Source organism: Streptomyces pseudogriseolus, assembly GCA_002154585.1.
Taxonomy (GTDB): domain Bacteria; phylum Actinomycetota; class Actinomycetes; order Streptomycetales; family Streptomycetaceae; genus Streptomyces; species Streptomyces pseudogriseolus.
Map to the genome: position 1 here is coordinate 23,246 of MUNG01000154.1, position 14,068 is coordinate 37,313.

Annotated in this window: 10 protein-coding genes and 1 pseudogene; 10 read left to right on the forward strand and 1 reads right to left on the reverse strand. The window is 71.4% G+C overall.

The genetic code is table 11. The features are described from left to right. The first annotated feature begins 23 nt into the window (after positions 1 to 23). The 9 genes from CCN29_RS15420 to CCN29_RS15460 all read left to right on the forward strand — a co-directional run bounded on the left by CCN29_RS15420 (position 24) and on the right by CCN29_RS15460 (position 11,494). Positions 24 to 2,057, forward strand: a complete 2,034-nt coding sequence (locus CCN29_RS15420) for an acetyl/propionyl/methylcrotonyl-CoA carboxylase subunit alpha (RefSeq protein WP_086682491.1) — start codon at positions 24 to 26, stop codon at positions 2,055 to 2,057. Further along, positions 2,054 to 3,001: a hydroxymethylglutaryl-CoA lyase gene (locus CCN29_RS15425; RefSeq protein WP_031017412.1), complete on the forward strand. Its 948-nt coding sequence runs from the start codon at positions 2,054 to 2,056 to the stop codon at positions 2,999 to 3,001. Before CCN29_RS15420 ends, CCN29_RS15425 begins: the two co-directional genes overlap by 4 nt. A gap of 6 nt (positions 3,002 to 3,007) precedes the next feature. Further along, on the forward strand, positions 3,008 to 4,168 hold the full coding sequence (locus CCN29_RS15430) for an acyl-CoA dehydrogenase family protein (protein ID WP_006131543.1): 1,161 nt from the start codon (positions 3,008 to 3,010) through the stop codon (positions 4,166 to 4,168). Between the two features lie 165 nt (positions 4,169 to 4,333). Next, a complete protein-coding gene (locus CCN29_RS15435) occupies positions 4,334 to 5,377 on the forward strand; it encodes an ABC transporter substrate-binding protein (protein ID WP_006131544.1) in 1,044 nt (347 codons plus the stop codon). Positions 5,378 to 5,441: 64 nt separating this feature from the next. Further along, positions 5,442 to 6,314 (forward strand): siderophore-interacting protein, encoded by an 873-nt coding sequence (locus CCN29_RS15440; RefSeq protein WP_031017409.1) that lies wholly within the window; start codon positions 5,442 to 5,444, stop codon positions 6,312 to 6,314. A 159-nt stretch (positions 6,315 to 6,473) separates the two neighbouring features. Next, entirely contained in the window at positions 6,474 to 7,916 is a 1,443-nt protein-coding gene (gene desA / locus CCN29_RS15445) for a lysine decarboxylase DesA (RefSeq protein ID WP_006131546.1), read from the forward strand. Next, the gene (locus CCN29_RS15450) at positions 7,900 to 9,186 is read left to right on the forward strand and encodes a lysine N(6)-hydroxylase/L-ornithine N(5)-oxygenase family protein (RefSeq protein WP_006131547.1); all 1,287 of its coding nucleotides are present in this window, start codon (positions 7,900 to 7,902) and stop codon (positions 9,184 to 9,186) included. The genes desA and CCN29_RS15450 overlap by 17 nt, the downstream gene beginning before the upstream one ends. Beyond that, entirely contained in the window at positions 9,183 to 9,725 is a 543-nt protein-coding gene (locus CCN29_RS15455; RefSeq protein ID WP_006131548.1) for a GNAT family N-acetyltransferase, read from the forward strand. The genes CCN29_RS15450 and CCN29_RS15455 overlap by 4 nt, the downstream gene beginning before the upstream one ends. After that, complete coding sequence (locus CCN29_RS15460; protein ID WP_031060221.1) at positions 9,722 to 11,494, forward strand: IucA/IucC family protein; 1,773 nt, start codon at positions 9,722 to 9,724, stop codon at positions 11,492 to 11,494. Before CCN29_RS15455 ends, CCN29_RS15460 begins: the two co-directional genes overlap by 4 nt. A gap of 154 nt (positions 11,495 to 11,648) precedes the next feature. Here the strand turns inward: CCN29_RS15460 and CCN29_RS15465 are convergent, their stop codons facing one another. Continuing rightward, a complete protein-coding gene (locus CCN29_RS15465) occupies positions 11,649 to 13,274 on the reverse strand; it encodes a beta-N-acetylhexosaminidase (RefSeq protein WP_086682494.1) in 1,626 nt (541 codons plus the stop codon). A gap of 90 nt (positions 13,275 to 13,364) precedes the next feature. On the opposite strand from CCN29_RS15465, the pseudogene CCN29_RS15470 reads away from it, so the two are divergent. Continuing rightward, positions 13,365 to 14,068, forward strand: a pseudogene (locus CCN29_RS15470) (DUF4429 domain-containing protein); the annotation flags it as partial.

The following is a 14,068-nucleotide window of genomic DNA, read 5'->3' on the forward strand; positions in this document are numbered from 1 at the left end:
GACCCCTGACGATGACTGAGCAGATGTTCGACACCGTGCTGGTGGCCAACCGGGGCGAGATCGCGGTCCGGGTCGTCCGCACCCTGCGGTCGATGGGGGTGCGCTCGGTGGCCGTGTACTCCGACGCGGACGCCGGCGCCCGGCACGTCCGGGAGGCCGACACGGCGGTGCGGATCGGGCCGGCGCCGGCTGCGGGAAGCTACCTGTCGGCGGAGCGGCTGCTTCAGGCGGCCGCCCGCACCGGCGCGCAGGCGGTGCACCCGGGGTACGGCTTCCTCGCCGAGAACGCGGAGTTCGCGCGGGCCTGCGAGGCGGCGGGCCTGGCGTTCATCGGGCCCCCGGCGGACGCCATCGCCCTGATGGGCGACAAGATCCGCGCGAAGGAGACGGTGAAGGCGGCCGGGGTGCCGGTGGTGCCCGGCTCCAGCGGCAGTGGCCTGACCGACGCGCAGCTCGCCGAGGCCGCGCGGGAGATCGGCATGCCGGTGCTGCTGAAGCCGTCGGCGGGCGGCGGCGGCAAGGGCATGCGGCTGGTGCGGGACGCGGAGAGGCTGGCGGACGAGATCGCCGCCGCCCGGCGCGAGGCCCGCGCCTCCTTCGGCGACGACACGCTGCTGGTGGAGCGGTGGATCGACCGGCCCCGGCACATCGAGATCCAGGTGCTGGCCGACGGGCACGGGAACGTGGTGCACCTGGGCGAGCGCGAGTGCTCGCTCCAGCGGCGGCACCAGAAGATCGTCGAGGAGGCGCCCAGTGTGCTCCTCGACGAGGCCACCCGGGCGGCGATGGGCGAGGCGGCCGTGCAGGCGGCCCGCTCCTGCGGCTACCGGGGCGCGGGCACCGTGGAGTTCATCGTGCCGGGCGGCGACCCGTCCCAGTACTACTTCATGGAGATGAACACCCGGCTCCAGGTGGAGCACCCGGTCACCGAACTGATCACGGGCCTGGACCTGGTGGAGTGGCAGCTGCGGGTCGCGGCGGGTGAGCGGCTGGCGTTCGGGCAGGACGACGTACGGCTCACCGGGCACGCGGTCGAGGCACGCCTGTGCGCGGAAGACCCCGCGCGCGGCTTCCTGCCCTCCGGCGGCACGGTGCTGACGCTGCGCGAGCCGCAGGGCGACGGCGTGCGCACCGACTCCGGGCTCAGCGAGGGCACGGAGGTCGGCAGCCTCTACGACCCGATGCTGTCCAAGGTGATCGCGTACGGCCCCGACCGGGCGACCGCGCTGCGCAAGCTGCGGGCGGCGCTCGCGGGGACGGTGACGCTGGGCGTGCAGACCAACGCGGGCTTCCTGCGGCGGCTGCTGGCCCACCCGGCGGTCGTGTCGGGCGAGCTGGACACCGGGCTGGTGGAGCGGGAGGCGGACTCCCTGGTCGCCGGGGAGGTGCCGGCCGAGGTGTACGCGGCGGCGGCGCTGCTGCGCCAGGCCGCCCTCGCGCCGGCCGCGTCGCCCGGCTGGCGGGATCCGTTCGACGCCGCCGACGGCTGGCGGATGGGCGGCGGCCGGGCGTGGACGGCGCACCATCTGCGGGTGGCGGGCCACGACCCGGTGACCGTGCGGGTGCGGGCCACGGCCGACGGCGGCCTGGAGCTGCTGCCGCCCGGCGCGGACACCCCGCTGCGGGCGTCCGCCGGGACGCTGGACGGGCACCGGTTCACCTGCACGCTCGACGGCGTCGCACACACGTTCGCCGCCCTGCCGGACGGCTCCTGGCTGGGCCGGGACGGCGACGCCTGGCAGGTGCGGGACCACGACCCGGTCGCCGCGTCCCTCACCCGGGCGGGTCAGGCGGGCGCCGACTCGCTGACCGCGCCGATGCCGGGCACGGTGACGGTGGTGAAGGTCGCCGTCGGCGACGAGGTGGACGCGGGCCAGAGCCTGCTGGTGGTGGAGGCGATGAAGATGGAGCACGTCATCTCGGCCCCGCACGCCGGCACGGTCACGGAGCTGGACGTGTCCCCGGGCACCACGGTCGCCATGGACCAGGTGCTCGCGGTCATCGCGCCGGTGGAGACCGCGGAACCTGCGGACTCCGCGGAAGGGGAGACGGCATGAACGCGAGCGAGCTGGGCCTGCCCATGGCCGTGCCGGCCGAGGGGCTGCCCGCACGGGTGCGGATCCACGAGGTGGGCGCCCGCGACGGCCTGCAGAACGAGAAGCAGACCGTGCCGACGGCCGTGAAGGCGGAGTTCGTCCGCCGGCTGGCCGGCACGGGCCTGACCACGATCGAGGCGACGAGCTTCGTGCACCCGAAGTGGGTGCCGCAGCTCGCGGACGCCGAGGACCTGTTCCCGGCGGTGTCCGACCTGCCGGTGGACCTGCCGGTGCTGGTGCCCAACGAGCGCGGCCTCGACCGCGCGCTGGCGCTCGGCGCCCGCCGGGTGGCGGTGTTCGCCAGCGCCACGGAGTCCTTCGCCAAGGCCAACCTCAACCGCACGGTGGACGAGGCGCTGGCCATGTTCGAGCCGGTGGTGGCCCGCGCGAAGGGGCAGGGCGTCCATGTGCGCGGCTATCTGTCGATGTGCTTCGGCGACCCCTGGGAGGGCGCGGTCCCGGTCCCCCAGGTGGTGCGGGTGTGCCGGGCGCTGCTCGACATGGGCTGCGACGAGCTGAGCCTCGGCGACACGATCGGCGTGGCCACCCCGGGCCATGTGACGGCCCTGATCGGCGCGCTCACCCAGGCGGGCGTGCCCGTCTCCGCGCTGGGCGTGCACTTCCACGACACCTACGGCCAGGCGCTGTCCAACACGCTGGCCGCGCTCCAGCAGGGCGTCGCCACGGTCGACGCCTCGGCCGGCGGGCTGGGCGGCTGCCCGTACGCGAAGTCCGCCACCGGCAATCTCGCCACCGAAGACCTCGTGTGGATGCTGCGGGGCCTCGGCATCGACACCGGAGTCGATCTCGGCCGTCTGGTCGCCACAAGCGTCTGGATGGCCGCGCACCTGGGCCGGCCCAGCCCGTCCCGCACCGTACGAGCCCTCTCCCACCAGGAGTCGTGAAGGACCATGGACCACAAGCTCTCCCCCGAACTGGAAGAACTCCGCCGTACGGTCGAGGAGTTCGCGCACGACGTGGTGGCGCCGAAGATCGGCGACTTCTACGAGCGGCACGAGTTCCCGTACGAGATCGTCCGCGAGATGGGCCGCATGGGCCTGTTCGGCCTGCCGTTCCCGGAGGAGTACGGCGGCATGGGCGGCGACTACTTCGCGCTCGGCGTGGCGCTGGAGGAGCTGGCCCGGGTGGACTCCTCGGTGGCCATCACCCTGGAGGCGGGCGTCTCGCTGGGCGCCATGCCGCTGCACCTGTTCGGCACCGAGGAGCAGAAGCGCGAGTGGCTGCCGAGGCTGTGCTCGGGCGAGATCCTGGGCGCGTTCGGGCTGACCGAGCCGGACGGCGGCAGCGACGCGGGCGCGACCCGCACGTCGGCCCGGCTGGACGAGGCGACGGACGAGTGGGTGATCAACGGCACCAAGTGCTTCATCACCAACTCCGGCACGGATGTCACGGGTCTGGTCACGGTCACCGCCGTCACCGGCCGCAAGCCCGACGGCAAGCCGCTGATCTCGTCGATCATCGTGCCGTCCGGCACCCCCGGCTTCACGGTCGCGGCGCCGTACTCGAAGGTCGGCTGGAACGCCTCGGACACCCGGGAGCTGTCCTTCCAGGACGTGCGGGTCCCGGCGGCCAACCTGCTGGGCGCGGAGGGCCGCGGCTACGCGCAGTTCCTGCGCATCCTCGACGAGGGCCGCATCGCCATAGCCGCGCTCGCCACGGGGCTCGCGCAGGGCTGTGTGGACGAGTCGGTGAAGTACGCCAAGGAGCGGCAGGCGTTCGGACGTCCGATCGGCGCGAACCAGGCGATCCAGTTCAAGATCGCCGACATGGAGATGAAGGCGCACACGGCGCGGCTGGCGTGGCGGGACGCGGCGAGCCGTCTGGTGGCGGGCGAGCCGTTCAAGAAGGAGGCGGCGCTGGCCAAGCTGTACTCCTCGACGGTGGCCGTGGACAACGCGCGCGACGCGACGCAGATCCACGGCGGCTACGGCTTCATGAACGAGTACCCGGTGGCCCGCATGTGGCGCGACTCCAAGATCCTGGAGATCGGCGAGGGCACCAGCGAGGTGCAGCGGATGCTCATCGCGCGGGAGTTGGGCTTGGCAGGCTGAGCACGGCCCCGTGTACGGACGGTCCGGGGCGAGTGATCCGAATCACGGCCCCGGACCGGCGTTTCCCGAGGATGCGTGCCGGAGGCCCTCTGGACAGATCATTTGGTTAGGCTAACCTAACGCTGTTTGAACCACGGTCCCGTACGCACGAAAGCAGACCCTTCCATGCCGAACGCCAGAACCGCCCGCCTGACCCGTCGTGGACTGCTCGCCGCCGGCGGCGCCCTCGGGCTCGGCGCCGTGCTCACCGCCTGCGGGGACGACGACGCGAAGGACGCCGGCGCGGACACGAAGGGCGCCGCCAAGTCCGGCCCCTGGTCCTTCAAGGACGACCGCGGCACCACGGTGAAGCTCGACGAGGCGCCGAAGAACATCGTCGCGTTCACGGGCGTGGCCGCCGCGCTGTACGACTACGGCATCGAGGTCAAGGGCGTCTTCGGCCCGACGACGACGAAGGACGGCAAGGCCGACGTCCAGGCCGGCGACATGGACGTCAGCAAGGTGACCGTCCTGGGCAACGTCTGGGACCAGTTCAACGTCGAGAAGTACGCGGCCCTCGCGCCCGACGTCCTGATCTCCACGATGTTCGACGACGCCGGCACCCTCTGGTACGTCCCCGAGGCGTCCAAGGACAAGATCGCCAAGCTCGCGCCCAGCGTCGGCATCTCCGTGTTCGACCGTCAGCTCACCGGCCCGCTGCAGCGGATGTGGGAGCTGGCCGAGTCCCTCGGCGCCGACATGACGGCCGCGAAGGTCACCGAGGCCAAGAAGCGGTTCGAGGCGGCCTCGGAGCGGCTGCGCAAGGCCGCCAAGGCCAAGCCCGAGATCAAGGTGCTGGTCGGCTCCGCGAGCCCCGAACTGTTCTACGTCTCGGGCAGCAACCTCTCCATCGACCTGGAGTACTTCAAGGCCCTCGGGGTGAACTTCGTGGAGCCGACGGAGGAGGCCAAGAAGGCCACCGGCGGCTGGTTCGAGAGCCTGAGCTGGGAGAACGTCGACAAGCACAAGGCCGACGTGATCATGATGGACGACCGCAGCTCGGCCATCCAGCCCGCCGACATCACCGAGGCGACCTGGAAGCAGCTGCCCGCCGTCAAGGCCGGCCAGGTCCTGCCCCGCTCCACCGAGCCGATCCTGTCGTACGACAAGTGCGTGGCGCCGGTGGAGGCGCTCGCCGAGGCCATCGAGAAGGCCAAGAAGGTCAGCTGACCTTCCCCGCAAGGTCAGCCCCCTCGCCCGGCCCAGCCGCCCCCTCGACCCGCAGGAGCTCCTCGTGACGACTGCCGTGGCCGCCCCGTTCCGCTTCTTCGCCCTTCAGGTCGCCGGGACGCGGCGGCTCGGCCCGTCCCTGGTCCGGGTCACCTTCACCGGACCGGATCTGCGCGACTTCCGCTCCGACGGGCGCGACCAGTCCCTGTCGCTGTTCCTGCCCCACCCGGGGCAGAGCGAGCCGGTCGTGCCGGTGGAGCTGGGCGAGGGCTGGTGGCAGGGCTGGCGCGAACTGCCCGACGACGTACGGGCGGTGATGCGCTCGTACACGCTGCGGGCGCTGCGCGCGGACGCCCTGGGGCGGACCGCCGAGATCGACGTCGACTTCGTGCTGCACGGCGTCGGCGCGGAGGCGGGCCCGTCCACCGCGGCCGGACCGGCCTCCCGCTGGGCCGCCCGCGCCGCAGCGGGCGACCGGGTGCTGCTGCTCGGCCCGGCGGTCGCCGACAACCGCGCGATCCGTTTCCGCCCGCCCGAGGACGCCTCGACGGTGCTGCTGTGGGCCGACGAGACCGCCGTTCCGGCCGCGGCCGCCGTCCTGGAATCCCTTCCGGCGGGCGCCCGTGCCCGGGTCTGGCTGGAGGTGCCGCACGCCGGGGACGTCCAGGAGCTGCCGACGGCGGCGGATGCGGAGGTCACCTGGTTCGTGCGGGACGGGTGCGCGGCCCCGGACATCCCGCTGGCGCTGGACGCCGTGCGCGGGACTCCCCTGCCCTTCCCCGAGCGCGCCTACGTGTGGATCGCCGGGGAGGCCGGTCATGTGAAGCTGCTGCGGCGTCACTTCGTCGGCGAGCGCGGTGTCGACCGCCGGCGCGTGACGTTCGTGGGCTACTGGCGGCGCGGCCTCACGGAAGAGCAACTTCGCGAACTGGCTTGACTTGTAAAGGAGTTGGAGCCGTTTCGCGGTCCGTGGGGAACGTGACGGCGGTCACGGTGAAAACGGGATTGGCCGCAGAAAACTTTGGTTAGGCTTACCTAAGTTCAACCGCGCTGGACCGCTCCCCGCACCGGCCCCGTCCCCACCGGAGGACCCCACATGCGCTCGCACCTGCTCAACGACACCACCACGGAGCACTACCGACGCTCCGTGACCGAAGGAGTCGAGCGGGTGGCCGCCAAACTCGCCGCCACCGACCGGCCGTTCACCGGCGTCACGGTCGACGACCTCGCCCCGCGCATCGACGCGATCGACCTCGACCAGCCGCTGCGCGACACCACCGCGGTGCTGGACGAACTGGAGGACGTCTACCTCCGGGACGCGGTCTACTTCCACCACCCCCGCTACCTCGCCCACCTCAACTGCCCCGTCGTCATCCCGGCCGTGCTCGGCGAGGCGGTGCTCTCCGCCGTCAACTCCTCCCTGGACACCTGGGACCAGTCGGCCGGCGGCACCCTGATCGAGCGGAAACTGATCGACTGGACGGCCGCCCGCATCGGCCTCGGCCCCGCCGCCGACGGCGTGTTCACCTCCGGCGGCACCCAGTCCAACCTCCAGGCGCTGCTGCTCGCCCGCGAGGAGACCAAGACCCAGGACCTGGCGAAGCTGCGCGTCTTCGCCTCCGAGGTCAGCCACTTCAGCGTGCAGAAGTCCGCGAAACTGCTCGGTCTCGGCCCGGAGGCCGTGGTGGCCGTCCCCGTCGACCACGACAAGCGGATGCAGACCGTCGCCCTCGCCCACGAACTGGAGCGCTGCGCCGAGGTGGGCCTGGTCCCGATGGCGGTCGTCGCCACCGCCGGCACCACCGACTTCGGCTCCATCGACCCGCTGCCGGAGATCGCCGGCCTGTGCGAGCAGTACGGCGCCTGGATGCACGTGGACGCCGCCTACGGCTGCGGGCTGCTCGCCTCCCTGAAGTACCGGCACCGCATCGACGGCATCGAGCGCGCCGACTCGGTCACCGTCGACTACCACAAGTCCTTCTTCCAGCCGGTCAGTTCCTCGGCCGTGCTGGTGCGCGACGCGGCCACGCTGCGGCACGCCACCTACCACGCGGAGTACCTCAACCCGCGCCGCATGGTGACCGAGCGCATCCCCAACCAGGTCGACAAGTCCCTCCAGACCACCCGCCGCTTCGACGCGCTCAAGCTGTGGATGACGCTGCGCGTGATGGGCGCCGACGGCATCGGCGCCCTCTTCGACGAGGTGTGCGACCTCGCCGCCGAGGGCTGGAAACTGCTGGCCGCCGACCCCCGCTTCGACGTGGTGGTCGAGCCCAGCCTGTCCACCCTGGTCTTCCGTTACATCCCGGCCGCCGTCACCGACCCCGCCGAGATCGACCGGGCCAACCTGTACGCACGCAAGGCCCTGTTCGCCTCCGGCGACGCGGTGGTCGCGGGCACCAAGGTGGCCGGGCGTCACTACCTGAAGTTCACCCTGCTCAACCCCGAGACCACGACGGCCGACATCACGGCCGTCCTCGACCTGATCGCCGGCCACGCCGAGCAGTACCTGGGAGAGTCCCTTGACCGCGCTTGCTGACACCACGGTCCACGACTTCGTGGCCATCGGGCTGGGCCCGTTCAACCTGGGGCTGGCCTGCCTGACCGAGCCCATCGACGAACTCGACGGCGTCTTCCTGGAGTCCAAGCCGGACTTCGAGTGGCACGCCGGGATGTTCCTCGACGGAGCTCACCTCCAGACGCCGTTCATGTCGGACCTGGTCACCCTCGCCGACCCGACGTCCCCGTACTCCTTCCTCAACTACCTGAAGGAGAAGGGCCGGCTGTACTCGTTCTACATCCGGGAGAACTTCTACCCGCTGCGCGTCGAGTACGACGACTACTGCCGCTGGGCCGCCGCCCAGCTCGGCTCCGTCCGCTTCGGCACCACGGTCACCGAGGTCACCTGGGACGAGACCGCCGAGGTGTACGTGGTGGCCACGGACACCGGCGCCACGTACCGCGGCCGGCACCTGGTGCTGGGCACCGGCACCGTGCCGTACGTCCCAGAACCCTGCCGCGGTCTGGAGGGCGGCCTCTTCCACAACGCGCGGTACACGCGGCGCAAGGCGGAGCTGCTGACGAAGAAGTCCGTCACGATCGTCGGCAGCGGACAGAGCGCCGCCGAGATCTACTACGAGCTGCTCTCGGAGATCGACGCCCACGGCTACCAGCTCAACTGGGTCACGCGCTCCCCGCGGTTCTTCCCGCTGGAGTACACCAAGCTGACCCTGGAGATGACGTCCCCGGACTACATCGACTACTTCCGCGCGCTGCCCGAGGACACCCGCTACCGGCTGGAGAAGCAGCAGAAGGGCCTCTTCAAGGGCATCAACTCGGACCTGATCGACGCGATCTTCGACCTGCTGTACCAGAAGAACGTGGAGAGCGGCGGCCGCGGCGTGCCCACCCGGCTGCTCACCAACTCCTCCCTCACCAGCGCCCGGTACGAGGACGGCACGTACACGCTCGGCTTCCGCCAGGACGAGCAGGGCAAGGACTTCGAGATCGCCACCGAGGGCCTGGTGCTGGCGACCGGCTACCACTACGAGCAGCCCGCCTTCCTGGAGCCGGTGCGCGACCGGCTGCGCTTCGACAGCCACGGCCGCTTCGACGTCGCCCGCAACTACGCGATCGACGTCACCGGGCGCGGCGTGTTCCTCCAGAACGCGGGCGTGCACACGCACAGCATCACCAGCCCCGACCTGGGCATGGGCGCCTACCGCAACGCCTCCATCATCCGGGAGCTGCTGGGCGCCGAGTACTACCCGGTCGAGAAGAGCATCGCCTTCCAGGAGTTCGCCGTATGAGCGCCATCGGTCCGTTCACCGTCCGCCCCCTCGACCCGCTGAAGGACGCGGAGCTGCTGCACCGCTGGGTGACGCACCCCAAGGCGGCGTTCTGGATGATGCAGGACGCGACGCTCCCGGACGTCGAGCGCGAGTACATGCGGATCGCCGCCCACGAGCACCATCACGCGTACCTCGGCCTGCACGACGGCGAACCCGCGTTCCTGATGGAGAAGTACGACCCCCGGTACGTCGAACTCGTCGGTCTCTACGAGCCCGAGCCCGGTGACGTCGGCATGCACTTCCTGGTCGCCCCCACCGACCGCCCCGTCCACGGCTTCACCCGCGCCGTCATCACCGCCGTGATGGAGGAGCTGTTCGCCGACCCGGCCACCCGCCGGGTCGTGGTGGAGCCCGACGTCGGCAACAAGGCCGTGCACGCCCTGAACGAGGCCGTGGGCTTCGTGCCCGAGCGGGAGATCGACAAGCCGGAGAAGCGCGCGCTGCTGAGCTTCTGCACGCGCGAACAGTTCGAGGCCGCCCGAGGAGTGTCCGTATGACCCTGTCCGACGCCGTGGCGCATCTGTCCCCCCACCGCTGGGCGCGGGCCAACCGTCTGCTGATCCGCAAGGCGCTCGCCGAGTTCGCGCACGAGCGGCTCGTCACGCCGGAACCGTCCGGCGACGGCCGGTACGTGGTCCGCAGCGACGACGGCGAGACCCGCTACACGTTCACGGCCACGCTGCGCGGTCTGGACCACTGGCAGGTCGACGCCGACTCGATCACCCGCCACCGCGGCGACGCCGAAATCGAGCTCGCCGCCCTGGACTTCTTCATCGAGCTGCAGAAGTCCCTGGGGCTGAGCGACGAGATCCTGCCGGTGTACCTGGAGGAGATCTCCTCCACCCTCTCCGGCACCTGCTACAAGCTCACCAAGCCGCAGGTCACCTCGGCCGAGCTGGTCGACGCCGGGTTCCAGGCGATCGAGACCGGCATGACCGAGGGCCACCCCTGCTTCGTCGCCAACAACGGACGGCTCGGCTTCGGCGTGCACGAGTACCTCAGGTACGCCCCGGAGGCCGCGAACCCGGTGAGGCTGGTGTGGCTGGCCGCCCACCGCTCCCGCGCCGCGTTCACGGCGGGCGTCGGCATCGAGTACGAGGACTTCGTCCGCCAGGAGCTCGGCGAGGAGACCGTCGAGCGGTTCCACGACGTCCTGCGCGCCGAGGACCTGGACCCCGCCGACTACCTGCTCATACCCGTCCACCCCTGGCAGTGGTGGAACAAGCTGTCCGTCACCTTCGCCGCCGAGGTGGCCCGCCGGCACCTGGTGTGCCTGGGCGAGGGCGACGACGAGTACCTGGCGCAGCAGTCCATCCGCACCTTCTTCAACCGGACGCACCCGGAGAAGCACTACGTGAAGACGGCCCTGTCCGTCCTCAACATGGGCTTCATGCGGGGCCTGTCCGCCGCCTACATGGAGGCCACCCCGGCCATCAACGACTGGCTGGCCCGCCTGATCGACAACGACCCGGTGCTGCGGTCCACGGGACTGTCGGTCATCCGGGAGCGTGCCGCCGTGGGCTACCGGCACCTGGAGTACGAGCAGGCCACCGACCGCTACTCGCCGTACCGGAAGATGCTGGCGGCGCTGTGGCGGGAAAGCCCGGTGACGTCCCTGGCGGACGGCGAGTCGCTCGCCACCATGGCGTCCCTGCTCCACGTAGACCACGAGGGCCGGTCCTTCGCGGCCGCCCTGATCGAACGCTCGGGGCTGGCCCCGGCCGAGTGGCTGCGCCGCTACCTGCGCGCCTACTACGTCCCGCTGCTGCACAGCTTCTACGCCTACGACCTGGTGTACATGCCGCACGGCGAGAACGTCATCCTGGTCCTGGAGGACGGAGCCGTGCGGCGCGCCATCTACAAGGACATCGCCGAGGAGATCGCGGTGATGGACCCGGACGCGGTGCTCCCGCCGGAGGTGTCCCGCATCCGCGTCGAGGTCCCGGACGACACCAAGCTGCTGTCGATCTTCACGGACGTCTTCGACTGCTTCTTCCGCTTCCTCGCGGCGAACCTCGCCGAGGAGGGCGTCCTCGACGAGGACGGCTTCTGGCGGACGGTCGCGGAGGTCACCCGCGAATACCAGGCGTCGGTGCCGGAGCTGGCCGACAAGTTCGCCCGGTACGACATGTTCGCCCCGGAGTTCGCCCTGTCCTGCCTGAACCGCCTCCAGCTGCGCAACAACAAGCAGATGGTCGACCTGTCGGACCCGTCGGGCGCCCTTCAGCTCGTAGGCACACTGAAGAACCCCTTGGCGGCCTTCTGACCGCATCGGGACGGACGAGCCCCCGGAGTACGGTCCTCCGGGGGCTCGTCACGCCGTCAGGGTCGATACCCCTAGGGCGCGGGGCTGTATCGACGTGCGGCTCCGCCGCGCGGGCGCGCCCAGCCCCCACCGCGCTGCAGCCGCCAAACTGCCGTCACTCCCACGGCACCTGAGGCGACCTGTAGAAATTCACCCCCATCGCCTCCCACCGAGGCCCCTGCCCCGCAACCCGTTGCCGATACGACTCCCAGTCGTGCGTCCCCGCCGGGGACCACCCCAACTCCGCGATCCCCGGCAGCCGCGGGAAGGCCATGAACTCCAGCTCCCCGACCTCGTCGAGCGTCTCCGTCCACAGCGGCGCCTCGACACCCCGCACCGCGGACTCGGGCACGCCCTCCAGATACGCGCCCGGGTCCCAGTCGTAGGACCGCCGCACCTCGACGTACCCGGCCCAGGACAGTCCCAGCGGCGTGCTGGCGTCGTACTTCATGTCCATGTACGCCCGGTCGGCCGGCGAAAGGATCAGCCCGGTGCCGTTCCGCGCCGCCTCTGCGACCCGCTGCTTCTCCGCCGCGCCGGTGCCGTCGAGGCCCCAGTACTGGGCGAGCGCCCCCTTTGCCGGGGTGGCCCCGGTCAGCTGGTGCCAGCCCACGACCGTCTTGCCGTACCGGGCGACGACCGGCTGGACCCGCTCCATGAAGGCCACGTACTCCTCGTGCGGGGTGGAGTGCGCCTCGTCGCCGCCGATGTGGAGGTAGCGGCCGGGCGTGAGCGCGGCGATCTCCCGCACGACGTCCTCGACGAAGTCGTACGTGACCTCCTTGCCGACGCACAGCGAGCTGAAGCCGACCTGGGTGCCGGTGTAGAGCGGGGGCGCGACGCCGTCGCAGTTCAGCTCGGCGTAGGAGGCGAGGGCCGCGTTGGTGTGGCCCGGCATGTCGATCTCGGGGACGACCTCCAGGTACCGGGAGGCCGCGTACCGCACGATCTCGCGGTAGTCGTCCTTGGTGTAGAAGCCGCCGGGGCCGCCGCCGACCTCGGTGGAGCCGCCGTGGGCCGCGAGCCGCGGCCAGGAGTCGATGGCGATGCGCCAGCCCTGGTCGTCACTCAGATGCAGATGCAGCTTGTTGAGCTTGTAGAGGGCGATCCGGTCGATGTAGCGCTTGACCTCGTCGACGGAGAAGAAGTGCCGGGAGACGTCGAGCATGGCGCCGCGCCAGCCGAAGCGCGGGCTGTCGGTGACGGTGCCGCCCGCCATCAGCCACGGCCCCGGCTGCCGGGTCCGCTTCTCCACGTCCGCGGGGAGCAGCTGCCGCAGCGTCTGGACGCCGTGGAACAGCCCGGCCGGCCCGGCGGCGGTCAGGGTGATCCCGGAGGGGCCGCTGCGCAGCCGGTAGCCCTCGCTGCCGTAGGGGCCCTCGGCGATGCGCAGGCGGATGCCTGCCGTACCGCGGTCGGTGACGGGCAGCGGGTAGCCGGTGGAGGGCCGCAGGACGCCCGCGAGGTACTCGCCGACCCCGCGGGCCTCGCGGGGGCCGTCGACGCGGATACGGGTCCTGTCGGTGATGCGGTACGGACGTCCGCCGGGCTCCACGGACGCGGGGGCGGGGATCACCTGGTCCAGCGGGACGGGCGAGCGCCCCGGTGCGGTCCCGGCGGCGGGGCCCCGGGCGGGGGTCGCCGCGACCGTGGCGGCTCCCACCGCCACGACGAGCAGCAGGGACCCGAGCAGGCGGGTGGTGCGGGGAGTCGTTCCGTGGTGCCGTCGTTGCCGTCTCACACGTGCTCCCTTCTCAACTCCTGTTCCCTGTAAGGGAACCTGGAATGGGTATAGACCACTCTCCCGCAGATCCGGTGAAACAATCCCCCCATGGCGGAAATCATCCAGAAGGACGGGACGTGGACGTTCGACGGGGAGACCCTGCGCCTGACGCCCGGCCNNGGACGCTGGGTGAACTGGCCGTGCCGCTGGAGGCCTTGGCGGGCATCTCGCTGGAGCAGGGCAAGAGGTCGGGGCGGCTCAGGCTGCGGCTGCGCGACGGAGCCGACCCCCTGCTGCACGCGACCGGCGGCCGGCTCACCGAGCCGCACGACCCGTACCAGCTGATCGTGGAGTCCGACCGCTACGGCGTCGCCGAGTACTTCACGGAGGAGGTCCGCACCGCGCTGCTGCTGGAGCAGATCCCGTCGGGACCGGTGACCGCCTATCTGCTGCCCGGCCCGCCCCTGCCGCTGTCCGTGTCCGCCGGGGACGGCACGGTGAGCTTCGACGGGGAGCGGGTCCGGCTGGAGTGGAACTGGAAGACGGAGGACGCCAAGGCCGCCGCGGGACCCCACACCCTGGCGGCGGCGGACCTGGAGGGCGTGGACTGGCAGCCGGCCGCCGGGCTGGAGAACGGCCACCTGCGTTTCCTCGTGCGCCACGCCCCCACCAAGGTCCCGGCGAAGTACGACCCGAACGCGGTGGAGCTGTGGGGCTTCAAGAAGGACCCGTTGATGGCGCTGGTGGCCGCCGCCGTGCAGGCCCGCCTGCCGCACCCGTCCGCGCCCGCCGCCGCCCCGGCCCTGGAGGCC